The organism is Arthrobacter sp. 05L417 (genome assembly GCF_056397865.1).
This window is the reverse complement of the sequence record NZ_JBFTOG010000004.1, coordinates 61,527-81,078: the sequence shown is the minus strand read 5'-3', so window position 1 is coordinate 81,078 and position 19,552 is coordinate 61,527. Positions and strand designations below refer to the sequence as shown.

The 19,552-nt window shown below is 64.2% G+C and carries 16 protein-coding genes and 4 tRNA genes; 18 read left to right on the top strand and 2 right to left on the bottom strand.

All coding sequences use genetic code 11. The features are described from left to right. Positions 1–73: 73 nt before the first annotated feature. The 6 genes from AC1DJW_RS05440 to AC1DJW_RS05415 all read left to right on the top strand — a co-directional run bounded on the left by AC1DJW_RS05440 (position 74) and on the right by AC1DJW_RS05415 (position 4,370). A tRNA-Gly gene (locus tag AC1DJW_RS05440) sits at positions 74–146 on the top strand. Between the two features lie 55 nt (positions 147–201). Then, positions 202–272, top strand: a tRNA-Cys gene (locus AC1DJW_RS05435). 41 nt (positions 273–313) lie between these two features. Next, positions 314–388, top strand: a tRNA-Val gene (locus tag AC1DJW_RS05430). Positions 389–444: 56 nt separating this feature from the next. Continuing rightward, a tRNA-Gly gene (locus AC1DJW_RS05425) sits at positions 445–520 on the top strand. A 736-nt stretch (positions 521–1,256) separates the two neighbouring features. Beyond that, positions 1,257–2,690 carry an amino acid permease gene (locus AC1DJW_RS05420; RefSeq protein ID WP_390282477.1) on the top strand — a complete coding sequence of 478 codons (1,434 nt, stop codon included), beginning with the start codon at positions 1,257–1,259 and terminating at the stop codon, positions 2,688–2,690. 462 nt (positions 2,691–3,152) lie between these two features. After that, positions 3,153–4,370 (top strand): benzoate/H(+) symporter BenE family transporter, encoded by a 1,218-nt coding sequence (locus AC1DJW_RS05415; RefSeq protein ID WP_476900885.1) that lies wholly within the window; start codon positions 3,153–3,155, stop codon positions 4,368–4,370. 145 nt (positions 4,371–4,515) lie between these two features. Here the strand turns inward: AC1DJW_RS05415 and zapE are convergent, their stop codons facing one another. Beyond that, the gene (gene zapE, locus AC1DJW_RS05410; RefSeq protein ID WP_284752048.1) at positions 4,516–5,553 is read right to left on the bottom strand and encodes a cell division protein ZapE; all 1,038 of its coding nucleotides are present in this window, start codon (positions 5,551–5,553) and stop codon (positions 4,516–4,518) included. Positions 5,554–5,761: 208 nt separating this feature from the next. Between zapE and AC1DJW_RS05405 the strand changes: the two genes are divergently transcribed. The 3 genes from AC1DJW_RS05405 (at position 5,762) to ybaK (ending at position 7,736) form a co-directional block, all read left to right on the top strand. Further along, positions 5,762–6,685, top strand: coding sequence for a sulfurtransferase (locus AC1DJW_RS05405; RefSeq protein WP_284752047.1), 924 nt, complete (start codon positions 5,762–5,764; stop codon positions 6,683–6,685). Positions 6,686–6,773: 88 nt separating this feature from the next. Next, on the top strand, positions 6,774–7,229 hold the full coding sequence (locus AC1DJW_RS05400) for a SufE family protein (RefSeq protein ID WP_284752046.1): 456 nt from the start codon (positions 6,774–6,776) through the stop codon (positions 7,227–7,229). 15 nt (positions 7,230–7,244) lie between these two features. Next, positions 7,245–7,736, top strand: a complete 492-nt coding sequence (ybaK, locus tag AC1DJW_RS05395; RefSeq protein WP_390282431.1) for a Cys-tRNA(Pro) deacylase — start codon at positions 7,245–7,247, stop codon at positions 7,734–7,736. A 33-nt stretch (positions 7,737–7,769) separates the two neighbouring features. On the opposite strand, the gene AC1DJW_RS05390 is transcribed toward ybaK, so the two are convergent. Then, complete coding sequence (locus tag AC1DJW_RS05390; protein WP_459341070.1) at positions 7,770–9,011, bottom strand: alpha/beta hydrolase family protein; 1,242 nt, start codon at positions 9,009–9,011, stop codon at positions 7,770–7,772. A gap of 150 nt (positions 9,012–9,161) precedes the next feature. Between AC1DJW_RS05390 and AC1DJW_RS05385 the strand changes: the two genes are divergently transcribed. From AC1DJW_RS05385 to AC1DJW_RS05345, 9 genes are all read left to right on the top strand, one after another. Continuing rightward, a complete protein-coding gene (locus AC1DJW_RS05385) occupies positions 9,162–9,653 on the top strand; it encodes a hypothetical protein (RefSeq protein ID WP_284752043.1) in 492 nt (163 codons plus the stop codon). Between the two features lie 13 nt (positions 9,654–9,666). Further along, positions 9,667–10,158 carry a peptide-methionine (R)-S-oxide reductase MsrB gene (gene msrB, locus AC1DJW_RS05380; protein WP_284752042.1) on the top strand — a complete coding sequence of 164 codons (492 nt, stop codon included), beginning with the start codon at positions 9,667–9,669 and terminating at the stop codon, positions 10,156–10,158. A gap of 176 nt (positions 10,159–10,334) precedes the next feature. Continuing rightward, positions 10,335–11,705, top strand: a complete 1,371-nt coding sequence (locus AC1DJW_RS05375; RefSeq protein WP_459341048.1) for a DUF6421 family protein — start codon at positions 10,335–10,337, stop codon at positions 11,703–11,705. Then, a complete protein-coding gene (locus AC1DJW_RS05370; RefSeq protein WP_390282429.1) occupies positions 11,702–12,433 on the top strand; it encodes an SDR family oxidoreductase in 732 nt (243 codons plus the stop codon). Before AC1DJW_RS05375 ends, AC1DJW_RS05370 begins: the two co-directional genes overlap by 4 nt. A 9-nt stretch (positions 12,434–12,442) precedes the next feature. Continuing rightward, positions 12,443–13,555 carry a threonine aldolase family protein gene (locus tag AC1DJW_RS05365; RefSeq protein ID WP_476900884.1) on the top strand — a complete coding sequence of 371 codons (1,113 nt, stop codon included), beginning with the start codon at positions 12,443–12,445 and terminating at the stop codon, positions 13,553–13,555. Between the two features lie 61 nt (positions 13,556–13,616). Beyond that, positions 13,617–14,273 (top strand): DUF3000 domain-containing protein, encoded by a 657-nt coding sequence (locus AC1DJW_RS05360; protein WP_390282427.1) that lies wholly within the window; start codon positions 13,617–13,619, stop codon positions 14,271–14,273. A 70-nt stretch (positions 14,274–14,343) separates the two neighbouring features. Further along, on the top strand, positions 14,344–15,696 hold the full coding sequence (locus AC1DJW_RS05355; RefSeq protein WP_476900883.1) for an HRDC domain-containing protein: 1,353 nt from the start codon (positions 14,344–14,346) through the stop codon (positions 15,694–15,696). 404 nt (positions 15,697–16,100) lie between these two features. Next, positions 16,101–17,402, top strand: a complete 1,302-nt coding sequence (locus AC1DJW_RS05350) for a thiolase family protein (RefSeq protein WP_476900882.1) — start codon at positions 16,101–16,103, stop codon at positions 17,400–17,402. Next, the gene (locus AC1DJW_RS05345) at positions 17,399–19,549 is read left to right on the top strand and encodes a 3-hydroxyacyl-CoA dehydrogenase NAD-binding domain-containing protein (RefSeq protein WP_476900881.1); all 2,151 of its coding nucleotides are present in this window, start codon (positions 17,399–17,401) and stop codon (positions 19,547–19,549) included. The genes AC1DJW_RS05350 and AC1DJW_RS05345 overlap by 4 nt, the downstream gene beginning before the upstream one ends. The last annotated feature ends 3 nt before the right edge of the window (positions 19,550–19,552 follow it).

The window sequence follows — 19,552 nt, the reverse complement described above, 5'->3', positions numbered from 1 at the left end:
ACCTCCTATAGAGTTTTTACTCGTCGGAAAGCGACGGAATGCCCCCTGCGGGCAGGCCGCCGAAGAAGACAATGCGGACGTAGCTCAGCTGGTAGAGCACCACCTTGCCAAGGTGGATGTCGCGAGTTCGAATCTCGTCGTCCGCTCGCAGGACACTGTCACGGCATTGACTTCTTGGAACCCCAGGAATCGTGCTTACACGGTGGGTTGGCCGAGAGGCGAGGCAGCGGCCTGCAAAGCCGTATACACGGGTTCGAATCCCGTACCCACCTCGGTGAAAACCTTGGTTTCCGGTCCAGGCCGGATTGCATTTGGGCGATTGGCGCAGCGGTAGCGCGCTTCCCTGACACGGAAGAGGTCACTGGTTCGATCCCAGTATCGCCCACCAAGGCAAGGCAACTTGCTTGTTGATGAACGTCCGGCCCGGCCGGATGACCATCATGTGCGGACGTAGCTCAGCTGGTAGAGCACCACCTTGCCAAGGTGGATGTCGCGAGTTCGAATCTCGTCGTCCGCTCCATTTCCTGGATATCGGGCCAGTTCCACTGGCCGATAGCAGTGACAGCATCCAAGCAGCTCCGCGTGAGCTGCTTTTTTGTGCCCGCAGAGACGCCCGACACGGGCCGTCTACCCCGAAACGGTGGCCGTAACCTGGCCGCTGGCTACCATCCACCCTAAGCTTCCAAAGCTTAGCTATCCCGAAATTCGCCCGCCAACACTGGGAAGCAAGCCCCTCCCATACACACGTTTTGTCCTATAACCGGACTATTTCGCGACGCGCAAATTACCTGGGGATGCGGTAGATCCCTGTCGACACCTGAATACAGGTGTCGACAGGGATTTGGCGTGTCGCCCAGCTTTTGCTGTAGCGCTCGCTCGGCCCCGGGCGGGTCATGTCCGTCCCGGGATTGTCGTCGCTCGGATGTCGGATTCTGCTCAATCATTCGAATGGACAAATGCCGGGCCCACGGAATCACAGGACCGGCAACTTCGGCGAAGAGAATGATCCAGCAGAGTCCGACAGCGTCCGCTGGTCATCCCCGAACTTCACCCGCCAGCACCGGGAAGCAAGCCCCTCCCATACACACGTTTTGGCCAACGCCTACCGGAAAGATCAGCAGAACTGATCAATACCACTCAGCAAAAATCACTTTATCCAATGTGATTCAGATCGCATACTTTTCTTCGGGCACTCATTCGTCCACGCCACAAGGCAGGAGCACACCGTGAATCAACAAGCACTCGTCCGTTCGATCATGAGGAAGAAGCCCATTGACGACATCGAGGAGGAAAGCAAGCACAGCGGACTCTTCAAAAGCCTGGGCCTCTGGCAACTGACAGCCATCGGCGTCGGCGGCATCATCGGCGTCGGGATCTTCTCTCTGGCCGGCCTCGTGGCGCACGGGAGCAAAGACACCCCCGGCGTCGGCCCCGCCGTGCTGATCTCGTTCCTGGTCGCGGGCCTTGCGTCAGCGGCCGCGGCACTCTCCTACGCGGAATTCGCCGGCATGATCCCCCGCGCCGGGTCCGCCTACACCTATGGGTACGTTGCCTTGGGCGAGGTCATCGGCTGGTTCATCGGCTGGGACCTGCTGCTGGAGTACATCGCGATCGTCGCCGTCGTCGCAATCGGCATCTCCGGCTACTTTGACGCGTTCCTCTCCGGGATCGGCATCCACATGCCCGCCTGGATGACCTCCACCGTGGACGAGGGAAAGGGCGGGGTCATCAACCTTCCGGCCATCTTGGTCTGCTTGCTGGTCACCTGGATCCTGAGCCGCGGAACCAAGGCGTTTGGCCGCTTCGAACTCGTGGCGGTGGCCATCAAGGTTGTCCTGATCCTGTTCATCATCGGCCTGGGCATCTTCTACATCAACACCAACAACTACAACCCGTTCATGCCCAGTGGCTTCGGCCCGGTCCTTGCCGGCTCTGCCACGGTCTTCTTCGCCGTGTTCGGCTACGACGCGATGAGTACCGCCGCGGAGGAAGCGACTGACGGAAAGAAGCACATGCCGAAGGCAATCGTCCTCTCGCTTGTCATCGCCATGCTCCTCTACGTTGCGGCGACGCTGGTGCTCACCGGCATGCAGAACTACAAGGACATCAATCCGACCGCCGGTTTCGCCTCGGCCTTCACCGGCGTCGGTCTGCCCGTTATCGCCACCATCATTTCCGTGTTCGCGGTGCTGTCCATCCTGACCGTGATGCTGACCTTCCTCCTGGGCGTCACCCGCGTCTGGTTCTCGATGAGCCGCGACGGCCTGCTTCCAGGCTGGTTTGCGGGAACCGACAAGCACGGCACCCCGCAACGCGTCACGTGGATCGCAGGCGTCGCCTCGGCTTTGCTCGCCGGGGTATTCCCCATCAAGGCCGTCGCCGACCTGACCAATATCGGCATCCTCGCGGCGTTTGTGGTGGTGTGCTTGTCAGTCATCATCTTCCGCTACAAGAAGCCCAACGCGCCCCGCACCTTCCGGCTCCCGTTCATGCCTGTGGTTCCGGCCTTCGGCATGCTGGCGTCCGGCTTCCTTATGGTCCAGCTCCATTGGGAAACCTGGCTGCGTTTTGTGGTGTGGCTGGTCATCGGACTGGTCATCTACTTCAGCTACGGCCGGAAGCATTCGCTCATGAATCCGGATAGCCCCCGCCACCAGCAACTTTCTGGCTCCGGGAACCAGCGGTTGTAACCTTTTCGACGATTCGTTTGACATCCCCGTCAAATTATCCCTTGGCACCTCCAAGGTCTCGGGTTAGGATCGAGAACGGAGGAGCGAACTGGCTCCGCGATCGAAGGGAGGTGCCCGTGGGATTACTTGACGGTCTGAAGGGCAAAGTTCAGGACCTCGTTGGTGGCAGTGAAGAAGCCATCAAGGACGGCATCGAATAGACCGCCGATTTATCGACGACTAGATGCGGTTCAGAGAGCCGCTTCCGAGTTCGTGGGCAACCTCGACGGTTTGCTGAAAGGGTTACGGCCTGGACAGCTCCCTCCGCCAATGAGGCTCCATAGCCGGTTCCGCCGGCCAGAGCTCCCGAATACAGTTACGTCAACGGGGCACCGGTCCCGCCGCGAGGCGCCGCCGGTGCCCTTGGCGTTTAACCGCTACCGCCTCGGCAGACGGACCGCTGCTCCGGTAACGTGAGGGACTATGCCAGCGTCACCTCTCCACACCGCACAGTCACGTCCGGCTTCCCCTTCCCGGCAGCTCTCCCGTCCGCTTGTGGCGGGAGTTGTGACCGCTCTGGTCGGTTTCACCTCATCTTTCGCGGTGGTGCTCGCAGGTCTCCGGGCCGTTGGCGCCACACAGGAACAGGCCGCCAGCGGACTCCTTGCCCTCACCCTCACCTTCGGGCTAGGCGTGCTCTGGTTGTCTTGGCGGTCCCGCTTGCCCGTCACGCTTGCGTGGTCGACTCCCGGCGCGGCGTTGCTCGCGGGAGCCGGAGTGCCCGACGGCGGGTGGCCGGCCGCCGTCGGCGCCTTCCTCATCGCTGGCGTACTGATCGCCCTCACGGGACTCATTCCGGCGCTTGGCAAGCTGATGGCGAAGATTCCCACGGCCCTCGCGCAGGCGATGCTCGCCGGGGTGCTTCTGTCCCTGTGCCTTGCCCCGTTCAAGGCCTTGGGCACTGCCCCTTTGTTGGTGGCGCCCGTAATCCTCTGCTGGCTGGTCACGATGAAGCTGGCGCCCCGCTGGTCGGTCCCTGCTGCGCTGTTGGTGGCCCTCGCCGTCATCGGAATCTACATCGTGGTCAACGGCGTGGGCATTCCCATGAACCGGCTGTTGCCTGAGTTGCATTGGACCACCCCGGCCTTCACGCCCAGTGCGGTGGCCGGCATCGCCTTGCCCTTGTTCATTGTCACCATGGCTTCCCAGAACATTCCGGGAGTGGCTGTGCTGAGGTCCTTCGGCTACACCGTCCCGTGGCGCCAGTCGATGCTGGTGACCGGGGCAGGGACTGCGCTTGGGGCTCCCTTTGGTGGACATGCGATCAACCTGGCCGCGTTAAGCGCTGCGCTGGCCGCCGGAGAAGAAGCGGGTGAAGACCGGAGCCGGCGCTGGATCGCGGCCTTCACTTCAGGCCTGGCCTACCTCGCGTTGGCAGCCTTCTCCGCTGCGTTGGTGACCGTCGTGGCGGCGGCACCGCCCGGGCTCCTGGAGGCCGTGGCGGGGTTGGCCCTGCTGGGCACGATGGCTTCCGCCATCGCTTCGGCGCTGGCTATCGCCGAGGAACGCATCGGAGCCTCCGTGACGTTCCTGATCGCAGCCTCTGGCCTCAGTTTCGCAGGGATCGGCGCCGCATTCTGGGCACTTGCCGCCGGAATCCTGGTGCGTTGGGTCCTGAAAGACAGGGAACCCCAAAAATAGAGTGGGGTAGCAGGGTCCCTACGTGGCGACGCAGTCGACACGAAAGGGCCTGCCCCAATCTGTGGGGCAGCAGGGTCAGTCTTCACCCGCGTGGCTTGCAGTCGACACGAAAGGGCCTGCCCCAATCTGTGGGGCAGCCGGGTCCCTACGAGGGCTCGTGGTTTTGGCCCTCACGCGCCAGCGCTGTCAACCGGGACACGGCGCGGAAGTACTTCTTCATGTACCCGCCGGTCATCATATCCTCGGTGAACAGCTTGTCGAAGGGCACGCCGCTGGCAAGGATCGGGACGTCCTTGTCGTACAAACGGTCGGCCAGCACCACGAAGCGAAGGGCAACGGCCTGCTCCGTGATGGTTTCCACATCCCGCCAGACAACCGCATCGATGCCTGCGATCAGCTTGCGATAGCGGCTGGGGTGGACGCCGGCGAGGTGGTCGATCAGGCCGCGGAAATCGTCCACCGCCACGGTCTGCCCATCGAACTCGGCGTGCATCTGCCGCTTGAGGTCTTCGGTCTTCAAGGGTGCCGGAGCGGCGGGCAGGCCGCGGTGCCTGAAGTCTTCCCCGTCGATCCTGACAACATCGAATTGGTCCGCGAGGACCTGGATCTCCCGTTGGAAGTCGACGGCGGCAAAGCGGCCCTCGCCCAGTGACCCGGGCAGAGTGTTGGACGTGGCAGCGAGCTTCACGCCGGCGTCGGCCAGTTCACGCATGAGGCGGGACATCAGCACTGTGTCGCCCGGATCATCGAGCTCGAATTCGTCAATGCAGACGAGCTTGTAGCTGCTCAAGGCTTCCACGGTCTTGCGGAAGGACAGGGCACCTACCAGGTTGGTGTACTCCACGAATGTTCCAAAGGCTTTCGGTCCCGGGGCCGAGTGCCACAGGGACGCCAGCAGGTGGGTCTTTCCGACTCCGAATCCGCCGTCGAGGTAGATCCCGGCCCTGCCGTTGACCTTCTTGCTGAAGAGGCGTTTGAACAGGCCGTCTCCGTCACCGGCTCCCACCGTCGATCCGAACGCTTCCAGGGCCTTGACCGCCGCCGCTTGGCTGGGCTGGTTCGGATCAGGCCGGTAGCTTTTGAAGGACACCTCTCCGAACCGTGGCGAAGGGTAGAAACCCTTCAGAATCTCATCCACTGAGACCGCCGGCGTGCGCGCGGCGAGCTGTTCGATCTGTACCAAGGCGGTCCGTTCTTCGTGTCGTAAGTCCCCAGCAAGAATACCGGCTATGGCGTGCCCTGGGCGGACACGTGATGAAGGCCATATTTCACCATATGAACGGGGAGGAGCTTTAGTCCCCTGCCCTCGATAATGTGGGATCAATGCCGGGCACGTCCTCTCGCCCGGCGCCGCCCGGTGTCAGTGCAAGTGTCAGTGAAAGGCCATGCCAATGTCCTACCCCGTTGAACAGAACGAAAAGTTCGCCGCGTACGCCCACCCAGAACGTCTGGTGTCCACCGAGTGGCTCGCCGCAGCCCTTGAAGGCGGCGCGCTCGGCGACGGCAAGCTGGTTGTTGTCGAATCCGACGAAGACGTCCTCCTGTACGAGACCGGCCACATTCCGGGCGCAGTCAAGATCGACTGGCACACGGACCTGAACGATGAAGTCACCCGGGATTATGTCGACGGTGAAGCGTTCGCTGCGCTGGCAGCCGCCAAAGGCATCTCGCGGGACACCACCGTGGTGATCTACGGCGACAAGTCCAACTGGTGGGCCGCTTACGCGCTCTGGGTTTTCACGCTCTTCGGGCACGAAGACGTCCGCCTCCTGGACGGCGGCCGCGACAAATGGATCGCAGAAGGCCGCGAGATCACCACCGACGTCCCCCAGCCCGCCCCGGGCGAGTACCCCGTGATCGAACGGAACGACGCCCCGATCCGCGCCTTCAAGGATGACGTCTTGGCTCACTTTGGCAAGCCGCTGATCGACGTCCGATCCCCCGAGGAATACACCGGCCAGCGCACCCACATGCCCGCCTACCCCGAAGAGGGCGCCCTGCGCGGTGGCCACATTCCCACCGCAGCCTCCATCCCGTGGGCACGCGCCGCTGCCGAAGATGGCACCTACCGCAACCGGACCGAACTTGAGGCCCTCTATCTCGGGGAAGCCGGCCTCACTGAAGGCGACGACGTCGTGGCTTACTGCCGCATCGGCGAGCGTTCCAGCCACACCTGGTTCGCCCTGAAGTACCTGCTTGGTTTCGAAACGGTCCGCAACTACGACGGTTCCTGGACGGAGTGGGGCAACGCAGTGCGCGTCCCGATCGTCAAGGGCGCTGAGCGGGGCTCCGTACCCGCATTCGCCGGAAAGTAGTCCGGAATCTCCGTGCCTTGCCATATTGGCTTTGCCATATTGAAGCAACGGGGGCCAGAGCGGCCCGGACTTGCGTAAGCTGGAAGTGATGAGTACCAATACTTTGCCCGCCGCATTGGCGGAAATTGTCGATGACTTCCAGGCGTTGACCGAGCCCGATCGCCTTCAGCTGTTGCTTGAGTTCTCGCGCGGGCTCCCGGGCTTGCCGGAACGGCTGCTGGACCACCCTGAACTCCTGGAGCAAGTGGTGGAGTGCCAGTCGCCGCTGTTCCTGACCATAGAGCAGGAAAAGAACCCCGACGGCGTCGCCTACCGTTTGTTCTTCAAGGCACCGCCGGAGGCGCCCACCACGCGCGGGTTCGCGGGGGTTCTGCACGAAGGCCTGGATGGGCTGACTGCCGCAGAGATCCTGGCTGTTCCGGATGACATGCCGGAACTGCTGGGCCTCACCCGGGCAATCACGCCGTTGCGCATGCGCGGCATGACGGCCATGCTGGGGCGGATCAAGCGCAAGGTCGCCGCAGCGGACCGCTTGTTGTCCTGATCCGGGATACCGGGAATGGCCAAGAAACAGGCTTCACAGGGAACGCCGGCCACAGCCGTACTGGCTGCGGCCGGCGTTCCGTTCACCCTGCACCCGTACGCGCATGATCCTTCGGCAGCCAGCTACGGGCTTGAGGCGGCCGAGGTCCTGGGTATCGATCCCGACCGGGTGTTCAAGACCTTGATGGTGGACATTGAAGGCAAACTCGCCGTGGGCATCGTTCCGGTGAGTGGCACCCTGGACCTCAAAGCAATCGCAGCGGCCCTCGGATCGAAGAAGGCCACCATGGCCGATCCTAAAACGGCCGAGCGACGCACCGGCTACGTCCTGGGCGGTATTTCCCCGCTGGGGCAACGCCAGGCATCGCCTACCGTCCTTGACGAATCGGCCCTGGCCTTCGGAACAGTCCTTGTTTCCGGTGGACGGCGCGGCTTGGACATTGAACTGGACCCCGCGGACCTCATCCGGCTCACGAACGCCCGGACTGCGCCGATCGGGAGCTCCTAGCAAGCCCCGGGAGCAGCGCAGGCACGAAGGCTCTCAGGCCGACGCAGGCCCGCCGCGGGGCGCGAGGCGCGGAGCGAGCCATGAGCGCACCAGCCGCTCCCACTTCTGCGGGTCCACGTTCCACTCCTTCGTGTGGCGCGCGCCTTCGAAAGGCTCAAAGGTGACCATTTCCGGATTCTTTTCGGCGAGGCTGGCGGAGGGTTCGTAGGGAACGTACTCATCATCCACGCTGTGGATCACCAGCGTCGGGGTCCGCAGTTCAACGGCGCGGGTATCCCAGTCCATGGCCTTCAAGTCGACGGGAGCGGCCAGGCCGGTGAGGCGCCGGCCCAACGGGTGCCCCAACATCAACTGTCCATAGCGGCCCACCGCGTAGGGAATCCTGTTGATCTGGGCATGGTGTGCCAGGACGTTGACCCAGTTGATCACCGGGGCGTCCAGGACCATGGCCCTGATCACATGGCGGTGGTGCGAAAGATCGGCCGTCTGCAGGCAGATCGCCCCGCCCATCGACCATCCGAAGAGGACCACCTCGTGGGCGCCATGGGCGAGCGCGTACTCAATGGCCGCGTCGACGTCGTGCCATTCGGTGGACCCCAGCCCGTAACGCCCGTCGGGGGCAGACGGCGCAAGGCCGTCGTTCCGGTAGGAAACCAGCAGGCTGTCGAGTCCGAGTTCGCGCGCAGTGTGAACTGCCCGCAAGCCTTCGAGGCGGGTGGCACCGCGGCCGTGGACCATGATCGCCCACACCTTCGCGGGCTTCCCCGTGCCGGACGGAATGAGCCACGCAGGCGCCTTGCCACCCTCGACGTCGATCTGTATGTCTTCCGAATCCAGGCCAAGCGCCGCCGGGGAGTCGTAGACGGCGCCGCTCCACCATGCGCGCCGGGCCGTTGCCAGATCACCGCTGTAGACTTCCTCGACCTCGCGCTGCACCGTCCGTTCCGCGGGCGAATAGGACACGATCCGCCCAATCCGTGCGAACCCTGTCCCGCCCGCGAAGTAGAGGCTGAACACGCCGTCGATGGTGGTGTCCGGGGTGGCTGCGAGGATGACCTGAAGACCATTGTCACCACGCACCACCGCCAACACTTCCTGGTCGGCCTCGCGCACTGAGGGGGTAATGACGCGCCGGGCGAAATAGGCTGCGAGCGCAGATGACCCTGCGCCCAGCAAGCCGGCAATGCTGCTTCCGGCAACGATCCCCGCAACGGCCCATTTGGCGCGGGCGGACATTTTCGCACCGTTCTCAACGGTTGGCGCAGCTCGGGTCATGGATGCCATGTGACCATTCTCCCGGTTGCGGGGCCGTGTTCTGAACAGCGCCCTCCACGGTGTTTCCTCCCGCGAGGCCGCGGGACGGCAAGAACAGAATTGCCGCGCCAAACCATGCCACCCGGCGCGGCTCAGGTCTACGCTGTAGCCATGAGTGATCCAATCGTCATCCTTACCGAAGAGCCTCTCGGCCCGGACGACCGCGTCAATATTGCCAAACTGCTCGACGGCGGAGACTCGCCCTTGGTGGTGCTGGTGCCCGCGAACACCGAACGGCACTTGCTGGTGGACTTCCTTGAGAACCTCTCGATGCTTGAAGTAGCCAAGGCATTCCGGGATCTGATCGCAGAGGCACCGGATCCCCAGTCGGAGCGGGCCCAGGCTGCAGAGGCCCTGTCAGCGTCCCTCACGGCCTTGGATGGGCTGGGTGGCGGAGTCACAGGTGAAATCGTCGACGGCGGTGCCGTGGCCGGCTTGGTGTCCAAGGTCAAGGAACTCAATGCGGCACAGGCCGTAGTGGTCACCCGCCCGCATGCGATTGCCGACACCTTCCATACAGACTGGGCGAACAAGGCCCAGGACCAGTTGGGGTTGCCCGTGCTGCATCTCTATGCGGGCTCGGGATTTATCGGCGACTCGTGAGCGTTGAGAGAGCATGAGCACTGCAGACAACAAGAAGTACTTCCAGGCCGCAGACCCCCTGGCCGGGGTTCCCCACCAAGATGTCCCGAAGGACGGGCAATGCGTGGAGAAAACGGACGCGGAGTGGCGCGAGGAGCTTACCCCGGAGGAGTTCAGGGTCCTTCGCCAGGCCGGAACGGAACGCCCGTACACGGGTGAGTATTGGGACACCCATACAGCAGGCGTGTACCAGTGCCGGGCATGTGGCGCAGAGCTTTTCACCAGCAACGAGAAATTCGATTCGCATTGCGGCTGGCCGTCCTTCTGGGCACCGCTTGCTGAAGGCACCGTCCGTTACCTGCATGACCGCACTTTGGGAATGGAACGGGTGGAGGTCCGCTGCGCCAATTGCGATTCGCACTTGGGACACGTATTCGAGGGTGAGGGCTACGGCACACCTACTGACCAGCGCTATTGCATAAACTCCGTTTCGCTCAAGCTTGTCGAGTCCGCGGCCGGGCAGTAACGCCAAGCCACCGGCAGTCCCCCACGGCCAGCCCTCCCCGGGCTGGATCTTCCGGGGGCTGCCGGAACCACTTGCACAAGAGTTTCTTATGCTCGAGCCACTTTTGAGTTAGCGACTCTGGCCGCTTGTTACGCTCACCTCAGAACAATGATTCTTGAGGAAAGGCACCGTCAACGATGACCACCACCGTTAGCACCACCCGTCCGCGCATCACGTCGGACAATCAGGACTGGATCTCCCTGAAGGCTGCGGCCACTGCCCTCCAGGCCTTCCAAGGCCAGGACGGTTCCATCCAGGATTCCCTCCACCACGAGGCTGCCCGGGCATACACATCCACCATCATGGAGGCCATCAAGAGCCTGGCTCCTGCGTTCCCGCACGACGCTCCCTATCTTGAACTCCTGGTCGAGGACTTCGGACGTTGGGCCGGCGGCGGCTTCGGGATCCCGGACTTCCTCGACTCGCTGCTGGCCTTCCAGCCGCAGGAACACCGCGAAGACGGGCTCCAGCACCTCGTGGTGTTCCCCATGTACACCCAGAACGGAAGCACGAGCCGTCTTGTGGAAGCGGTCCTGATCGAGGTGATCTGGCCCGAGTTCATCGGCGCGTTGGAAGCCGGCGACTACTCCAACAAGCTGTTCGTGCCCATCCGTTTCCTGGACTTCACCCCCGGGTACGACACCAATTCGGCCGTGCTCTTTCCCGAGACCGTCGCAGTGCGGGAAACGCCTGCCTTCACGTGGGGCGCCATCTTCGCCGACCGCGAGGCCGCACGCTTCCGCCGCGTCCTCAAAGCAGCCGCTGCAACGACGTCCCTTGAGCTGCCCGCAGACGCCGCCGAGCTGCTGGACGACCAGGAACTCACGCAGCGGACGTTCGTCATGTGGGACCTGATCCATGACCGCACCCACATGCGCGGCGACCTTCCCTTCGATCCGTTCATGATCAAGCAGCGGATGCCGTTCTTCCTCTATTCGCTCGAAGAACTCCGCTGCGACCTGACAGCTTTCCGCGAATCCGTCCGGATCGAGAAGGATGAGGACGCTTCCCCCGACGCGCGGCGCCACGCGAAGCTCGTCCAGTACGCCGTCATCTTCGACCGCATCTTCCGCTTCGCGATCACTGGCAACCGGGTCCGCAACTACGACGGCCTGGGCGGCCAGCTCCTCTTCGCCTGGATGCACCAGCACCACGTCCTGCACTGGACCGACAGCAAGCTCAGCATCGACTGGGACGAGGCCGCCGACGTCGTCATCGAGCTCGGTGCCCGGATCGAAGAACTGTACTGGCGCTCCATCGACCGCCCCAAAGCCGCCCACTGGCTCGCAGCGTATAAGCTCATTTCCGGTACGGTCACTCCCCACCCGGCATCGGTCTGGGCGAAGGGCCCAGAGGCACTGCCGCTCGATGGGCCGCCCCGCGGCCTCACCGACCAGGTCCTCGACGACGAATTCCCCCTGTCCATGTTCTACGAAGCACTGGAGAAGAAAATGCGTCCGATCATCGAATCAACCACCGGTATCACCGGGCAGTCCGAAGCCTCATGACCGGCGAGCCGCTGACTGTCGTCGTCACCGGTGGCAGCAACTCCTCCGGCATCGCTGTGGCCCGCGCCTTGGCCCAGGCCGGGCACCGGGTCTTCACGATCGGCTCGAACGAGGCCCGCATCGGAGCCGCGGCGGCCGAAGCGGGCAGCGACGTCACTCCCCTGGTGTGCGATCTTTCCCGCCTGGAGTCCGTGCGCGAACTCGCCTCGGAGATCCACGCGAGCACGGAAAGGGTCGACGGCGTGATCCACCTGGTGGGAGGGTGGCGCGGCGCCAAGGGAATCGAAGACCAGCCGGACGAAGACTGGGCCGCCCTTGAGCAAAGCGCCATCACCACCCTGAGAAACGTCTCCAGGATCTTCTACAAGGATCTCGCGTCCTCCCCCAAGGGACGATTCGCCATGGTGAGTTCGACGGCGGTCGCCGCACCTACCGCCGGGGCCGCCACCTACGCGGCGGCCAAGGCTGCCGCGGAAACCTGGACCCTGGCCGTGGCTGACGGCTTCCGCCGCGATCAATCAGGAAACAAGGACGAACCCACGGAGCAGCACAGCGCAGCCGTCGTCTTTGTGGTCAAGTCGCTCCTGGACGCGGCGATGCGGAGGGAACACCCCGAGCGGAAATTCCCCGGATACACGGACGTCGAGGACTTGGCGGCGGCCGCCGTCGGGCTCTTCGACCAGCCCGCATCGGAACTGAACGGACAGCGCCTCCTCCTGGCCAAATAGACTGAAAGCGTGAATGAACAAGTGACGAGCACTACAGAAGAATTCCCGGCTGCCCTCGACACGGAAGCCGTTGGGCGCCTCCACGATCCCTCCGTCCGCGGTTTCGCCTCGGACAACTACTCCGGCGTCCACCCTGAAATCCTGGCGGCCCTGGCCGCAGCCAATGGCGGCCACCAGGTCTCTTACGGGGAGGACCAGTACACGGAACGGCTCCAGGAAGTCATGGAGCAGCACTTCGGCGCAGGCATCGAGTGCTTCCCCGTCTTCAACGGCACTGGTGCCAATGTGTTGTCCCTGCAGTCGCTGCTGCCACGCTGGGGTGCAGTCATCTGCGCCTCGACCGCCCACATCAACATGGACGAGAACGGCGCGCCGGAGCGGATCGGCGGCATCAAGCTCCTCCAAGTCCCGACGCCGGACGGCAAGCTGACTCCGGAATTGATCGACCGCGAAGCCTGGGGCTGGGGCGACGAACACCGTGCGCAGCCCCTCGCCGTCTCCATCACGCAGACCACGGAACTCGGCACGTGCTACACGCCGGAAGAAATCCGGGCGATCGCCGACCACATCCATGCCAAGGGCATGAAACTGCACATGGACGGCGCCCGGCTCGCCAATGCCGCCGCCCACCTTGGCGTGCCCTTGCGGACATTCACCTGCGACGCCGGCGTCGACATCTTGTCCTTCGGCGGCACCAAGAACGGGCTGCTGTTCGGCGAAGTAGTCGTCGCCCTGAATCCCGAGGCCGCCCACGGGCTGAAGTTCCTGCGCAAGATGAACATGCAGCTGGCCTCCAAGATGCGCTTCATTTCGGCCCAGTTCATCGCGCTTCTTGAGTCCGGGCTGTGGCTGCGCTCGGCGGAACACGCAAACGCCATGGCCTCGCGGCTGCGTGCGGCGGTCGACTCCATCGAGGGCGTGGAGCCTACGCAGGCCACGGAGTCCAACGGCGTCTTCGCGGTACTCCCCGCCGGCGTCGCCGATCGCCTCCGCTCCTCCTTCAAGTTCTACGACTGGAACGAAGCGAACCGCGAGGTGCGTTGGATGTGTTCCTTCGATACCACGGAAGAGGACATCGATTCCTTCGTTGCCGCAATCAAGCGCGAACTGGCGTCCGCATAGGCAACGGGACGGGGCGGCGTGGCTTCAAGGTTTCGCCGCCCCTGACACATAATCTGCGAAGGTGAACGCACTCGCACAGGTTCCCCCGGATTTCTTGCATGCGTTGGGAACGCTACGAAAAGCAAAGTGCCGGAGCGAGCTGCGGCTCGCGGAAATTCCGGCACCCTCCCGGTTGGCCCCCTACGCCGTGGCCCTGGGAGCAGAGGTCTTCAGCCGGTCCACCCGTCCCGGCCGGACCCCTGTCCATGGCCCCGCGGCCATGGCATTTTCCAGCGAGAACACTCCCGGTACGGCCGATGATGAAGACGATGAACTCGCAACAGGCAGGTTCATCTTGCTCCACGACCCCGACGGCTCTGCAGTATGGGACGGGGAATTCCGGATCGTCACCTATATCAGGGCCCAGCTGGACGCCGACATGGGCAACGATGCCATGCTCGGTTCGGTGGCCTGGACATGGCTCGTGGACGCCCTGGAGAACCATTCGGCCCAGTACCGCGCGGCCGGCGGAACGGCCACACGCATCCTGTCCGAGAGCTTCGGGACGTTGGCCGAAAGACCGGAAACCATCGACATCGAACTCCGCGCCTCATGGACACCTGGCTCCTCCGATGCCCAGGCACATCTGGAGGCATGGTGCGACATGGTCTGCACGTTCGCTGGCCTCCCTCCCCTGCCTCCCGGCGTCACGCCCCTGCCGAACCGGCGGCTCACATGAAGGCCGTTTGTAGTCCGCTGGAGCCCCTGGCCGGACCGGCCGAGCACAGAGTCGGTAAACTGAAGGCACCATGACCCCTGAAAATCTGGAACCCACCACAGCCGGCGCTCCGGCTGCTGATCCCACACCACACATCACGGTAGACGGCTTTGAGGGCCGGATACCCGAGATCATCGATCTGGATGCCCCACGCGAGGGCGTGCCCCTTGTCATCGACACCATGGCCGGCTTGGAGCGTTGCGCCGCTGCCATCGCCGCCGGATCCGGCCCCGCCGGGGTCGACGCCGAACGCGCCTCCGGCTTCCGCTACGGGCAACGTGCCTTCCTGGTGCAGATCAGGCGCGACGGAGCAGGCACCTGGCTGATCGACCCCGAGCCCTTCGATGACCTGAAAATCATCAATGAGGCGCTGCGCGGCGTCGAGTGGATCCTGCACGCCGCGACGCAAGATCTTCCCTGCCTGGCCGAGCTTGGCATGTGGCCCGACAAGCTCTTCGACACCGAGCTGGCCGCACGCCTTGCCGGGCTGCCCCGCGTAGGCCTGGCAGCCGTCATCGAGCAACTCCTGGGCTTCGGCCTCGCCAAGGAACACTCGGCCGCCGACTGGTCCACCCGGCCCCTCCCCGAACCCTGGCTGCGGTACGCGGCCCTCGACGTCGAGGTGCTCGCCGAACTGCGGGAAGAACTCATCGAGCTCCTGGAAGCGGACGGCAAGCTTGAATTTGCCGAACAGGAATTCGCCGGCATCCTCGGAGCAGGACTTCCAGCCCCGCGGGTGGACCCGTGGCGAAAGACCTCCGGACTGCACCAGATCCGTGACCGCCGGCAGCTGGCCGCTGTGCGCGAGCTTTGGTACGAACGCGATCAGCTCGCGCGGAAACGCGATGTTGCTCCCAGCCGCCTCATTCCCGATTCCGCCTTGGTCGCAGCCGCCAAGGCCATGCCCACCACCGTTCCGCAGCTCCTGGCCACCAAAGGTTTCCACGGTCGGGCCGCGCAGCGCGAAGCACCACGCTGGCTTCGCTGCATTGCCGCCGCGCGGAACACCGAAGACCTTCCACCGCTGCATCTTCCAACCAACGCTCCCCCGCCGCCGCGCGTCTGGACAGACCGCGATCCCGAAGCCGCGGCGCGCCTGGGGACTGCCCGGCCCCGGCTTCAAGAGGCGGCCGATGGGCTCAAACTTCCCGTGGAGAACCTCCTCACTCCGGATTACATGAGGCGCGTGCTGTGGCGCCCGCCGTCGGAGATCACCGTGGAGTCCGTATCGGAGGAGCTGCGCGCGCTCGGCGCCCGCGAGTGGCAAATCGCCATCACGGCGCCGATCCTGGCCGAGGCGTCACTGAATCCGCAACCACTGCCGCCCAAGGAACCCAAAGAGCCAAGGAACCCGGCTTCCAAGGAACAGGCCCCGACCCCCTAGCAGGAGGTTCCCGCCTCCCCTTGAGACCCTCGCTCACAAACAAGCCCTCCCGGCCCGACCCTCCCTCACAAACAAGCCCTCCCGGCCCGACCCTCGCTCACAAACAAGCCCTCCCGGCCCGACGCTCGCTCCCCACATCCTCGCTCCCCACATCTGGGACTTTTCCAAGTGGATTCCCTAGTGATGTGAGCGAGGGGCCGCCGGAAACCCGTCACATGTGAGCGAGGGTCCGCCGGAAACCCGTCATATGTGAGCGAGGGTCCGACGGGAGACGGATATATGTGAGCGAGGATCGGTATTGATCTCCTTGCGCGCTAAGTTACCGGCGAGTAACATGGCCGTAAATGACACCGGCTTCCCCTGTGAGGGCTGTCCGGCATCCATGTCTCAACGAGGAGCCACACATGAGCCAAACCGGGAACAGCGCCAAGCCGCGGGCAGTCCGCGACGTCGTCTTCGTGGACGGTGTCCGGACGCCGTTCGGCAAAGCGGGCGAAAAGGGGATCTACGCGGGCACACGTGCCGACGACCTCGTGGTCAAGTGCATCCGCGAACTGATGCGCCGCAACCCTAGACTGCCCGCCGAACGCGTTGACGAAGTTGCCATCGCCGCCACGACGCAGACCGGCGACCAAGGCTTGACCATCGGCCGCACCGCGGCCCTCCTGGCCGGCCTCCCCCGCACCGTACCGGGCTTCGCGATCGACCGCATGTGTGCCGGAGCAATGACCGCGGTCACGACGACGGCGAGCGGCATCGGTTTCGGCGCGTACGACGTCGTGATTGCCGGCGGTGTGGAGCACATGGGCAACCACCCCATGGGCGCCGGTGCGGATCCCAACCCGAGGTTCATGTCCGAGCGGATCGTGGATCCGGCCGCCCTGAACATGGGCAACACCGCCGAGAACCTGCACGACCGTTTCCCGTCGATCACCAAGGAGCGGACGGATACCTACGCCGCGGCGTCGCAGGCAAAGCTTGCTGCCGCCTACGGCAAGGGCCAGATCCAGCCCGACTTGGTCCCGGTCGCCACCATGAAGCCCGGACAAGGCTGGACAGTGAACACCATCGACGAGCCGCCACGCCCCGGCACCACGGTAGATGACCTCGCGGAGCTCCGCACGCCGTTCAGGGCCCACGGCCGCGTCACCGCGGGCAACGCCGCCGGCTTGAACGACGGCGCGACGGCGGCAGTCCTGGCTTCCGCGGACGCCGCCGAGGAGCTCGGCTTGTCCGTGAAGATGCGCCTGGTCTCCTATGCCTTCGCAGGCGTCGAACCCGAAGTCATGGGCATCGGACCGGTCCCGGCCACCGAGAAGGCCCTCAAGAACGCCGGACTCGGCATCGAGGACATCGGCCTCTTCGAGATCAACGAGGCCTTCGCCGTTCAGGTCCTGAGTTTCCTGGACCACTTCGGAATCGCCGACGACGACCCGCGCGTCAACCGCTACGGCGGGGCAATCGCCGTCGGGCATCCCCTCGCCTCGTCCGGCGTGCGGCTCATGAACCAACTGGCCCGCCAGTTCGAAGAAGACCCGTCAGTCCGGTACGGCATCACCACGATGTGCATTGGCTTGGGAATGGGCGCCACAGTGATCTGGGAGAACCCGCGTCACGTGGACTACACCAACTACAACAGCCACAGCAGCTACAACAGCGAGACCGAGACCGCCGTCGACACCGAGAGCAAGGGAGCCGCAGCATGAGCGCCGCCGAATTCCAGAAACTGGCCGGACTGTTCCCGGACGAGACAGTGACCCATTCCTATGTCCAGGACATCGAACTCCCCGGCAACGCCGGAACGTTTGCCCTGATCACCTTGGACAACGGACTGGACCACACCAAGCCCACCACCCTTGGACCCAATACCCTTGTCGAGCTGGGGACGGCGCTTGAAGGCCTGAAGGTTCGCTGCGCGCGCGGCGAGATCGTCGGTGTCGGTGTCACTGGCAAGCCGTATTTCCTGGTGGCCGGAGCGGATCTCTCGGCGGTCAAGCGCCTCGAAGAGCGCGAACACGGGCTGTGGATGGCGCAACTGGGCCACGACGTCTACGCGACGCTGGCCGATCTGGGTGTTCCCAGCTTCGCCTTCATCAACGGCCTCGCGCTCGGTGGTGGCCTCGAAATCGCCCTCCAGTCCACGTACCGCACGGTCTCCACGCGCGCCGGCGCCCTCGCCTTGCCGGAAGCCTTCATCGGGCTCGTCCCCGGTTGGGGCGGCGTCTACATCCTGCCGCGACTCATCGGCCCGGAAAACGCCGTCAAGGTCATGATCGAGAATCCGCTGAGCAACAACCGCACGCTCACCGGTCCCCAGGCTTTCCAGCTCGGCATCGCCGACGCGATCTTCGAACCAGCGGACTTCGTGGAGCAGTCCATTGCCTGGGCCGCGAAAGTGATCGCGGGCGAGACCGTCCCGGAGCGGAGCAACTCCGTGGACCCGGAGGATCCCGCCGTTGCCGAACGCTGGGCCGGCGCCGTGGCAGCAGGTCGTGCGTTCGTGGAAGCCAAAACCTCAAACGCATCACCGGCTCCGGCCAAGGTGCTGGATATCCTCGAGGCCAACCGGACCATGGGCAAGGCGGAATCCGCGGCCTTGGAATGCGAGACGCTCGCAGAGTTGATGCAGACGGACGAGTTCCGTTCCACCGTCTACGCCTTCCTGGACCTCGTGCAGAAGCGCTCCAAGCGGCCTGCCGGTGCGCCCGACCGCAAGCTCGCGCGTCCGGTGACGAAGATCGGCGTCGTCGGTGCCGGCCTGATGGCGAGCCAGCTCGCCCTGCTGTTCGCGCGCCAGCTCAAAGTGCCCGTGGTCCTGACGGACATCGACCAGGAGCGCGTGGACAAGGGAGTCGCCTACGTCCATGCGGAGGTGGACAAGCTGCTCGGCAAGAAGCGGATCAGTTCCGACGCCGCGAACAGGACCAAGGCCTTGGTCAGCGGCTCCGTCTCCAAAGAGGCATTCGCCGACGCCGACTTCGTCATTGAAGCCGTGTTCGAAGAACTCAACGTCAAGAAGCAGGTCTTCGCTGAAGTGGAGGCCATTGTCTCCCCCGAATGCATCCTCGCAACCAACACGTCCTCGCTCTCCGTAACCGCGATGGCTGAGGATCTGCAGCACCCGGAACGCCTGGTCGGTTTCCACTTCTTCAACCCGGTTGCTGTCATGCCGCTCCTTGAGATCGTGCGTGCCCCGAAGACCGACGACGGCGTGCTGGCCACCGCCTTCGAGCTCGCCAAGGGATTGAAGAAGACAGCCGTGCTGGTCAAGGACGCGGCCGCCTTCGTCGTCAACCGGATCCTGCTGCGGCTCATGGGCGAAGTCATTGCCGCGTTCGACGAAGGGACGCCGGCGGAAGTCGCCGATTCGGCGCTGCGCCCCATGGCCCTGCCGATGAGTCCGTTCACCCTCAGCGCGATGGTGGGCCTTCCGGTCGCCCAGCACGTCCAGGAATCGCTGCACACTGCCTTCGGCGAACGTTTTGCGGTATCTCAGAACCTGCAGAAGCTGATCGACAACGGGGTGAAGTCACTGTGGGCTCCTGGTCCTGACGGAAAGCCGGTCATCCCGGCGGAGACGTTGGCGCTCATGTCCTTCGGCACCACGCCGTCCACAGCCGGGGAAGTCCTGCGTCGCACGCAGGACGCCCTGGCTGAGGAAATCGGACTCATGTTGTCCGAAGGCGAAGTGGCAGGGCCTGAAGACATTGACCTCTGTGTCATCCTCGGAGCTGGCTGGCCGATGTTCCTGGGCGGGATCACACCCTATTTGGACCGGGTGGGCGCTTCCGAGCGTGTCAACGGCAAACGCTTCCTGGCACCCGGGATCGCTTCGAAGCCGGTGGCCGGATAGCGT

Excerpts from the sequence above, each read along its gene's own strand:
- AC1DJW_RS05350 (WP_476900882.1), top strand. The coding sequence starts at position 16,101 with ATGAGCCAAACCGGGAACAGCGCCAAGCCGCGGGCAGTCCGCGACGTC.
- ybaK (WP_390282431.1), top strand. The coding sequence starts at position 7,245 with ATGGCCAAGAAACAGGCTTCACAGGGAACGCCGGCCACAGCCGTACTG.
- AC1DJW_RS05415 (WP_476900885.1), top strand. The coding sequence starts at position 3,153 with ATGCCAGCGTCACCTCTCCACACCGCACAGTCACGTCCGGCTTCCCCT.
- AC1DJW_RS05405 (WP_284752047.1), top strand. The coding sequence starts at position 5,762 with ATGTCCTACCCCGTTGAACAGAACGAAAAGTTCGCCGCGTACGCCCAC.
- AC1DJW_RS05385 (WP_284752043.1), top strand. The coding sequence starts at position 9,162 with ATGAGTGATCCAATCGTCATCCTTACCGAAGAGCCTCTCGGCCCGGAC.
- AC1DJW_RS05345 (WP_476900881.1), top strand. The coding sequence starts at position 17,399 with ATGAGCGCCGCCGAATTCCAGAAACTGGCCGGACTGTTCCCGGACGAG.
- AC1DJW_RS05420 (WP_390282477.1), top strand. The coding sequence starts at position 1,257 with ATGAGGAAGAAGCCCATTGACGACATCGAGGAGGAAAGCAAGCACAGC.
- AC1DJW_RS05355 (WP_476900883.1), top strand. The coding sequence starts at position 14,344 with ATGACCCCTGAAAATCTGGAACCCACCACAGCCGGCGCTCCGGCTGCT.
- AC1DJW_RS05390 (WP_459341070.1), bottom strand. The coding sequence starts at position 9,011 with ATGACCCGAGCTGCGCCAACCGTTGAGAACGGTGCGAAAATGTCCGCC.
- msrB (WP_284752042.1), top strand. The coding sequence starts at position 9,667 with ATGAGCACTGCAGACAACAAGAAGTACTTCCAGGCCGCAGACCCCCTG.
- AC1DJW_RS05400 (WP_284752046.1), top strand. The coding sequence starts at position 6,774 with ATGAGTACCAATACTTTGCCCGCCGCATTGGCGGAAATTGTCGATGAC.
- AC1DJW_RS05370 (WP_390282429.1), top strand. The coding sequence starts at position 11,702 with ATGACCGGCGAGCCGCTGACTGTCGTCGTCACCGGTGGCAGCAACTCC.
- AC1DJW_RS05375 (WP_459341048.1), top strand. The coding sequence starts at position 10,335 with ATGACCACCACCGTTAGCACCACCCGTCCGCGCATCACGTCGGACAAT.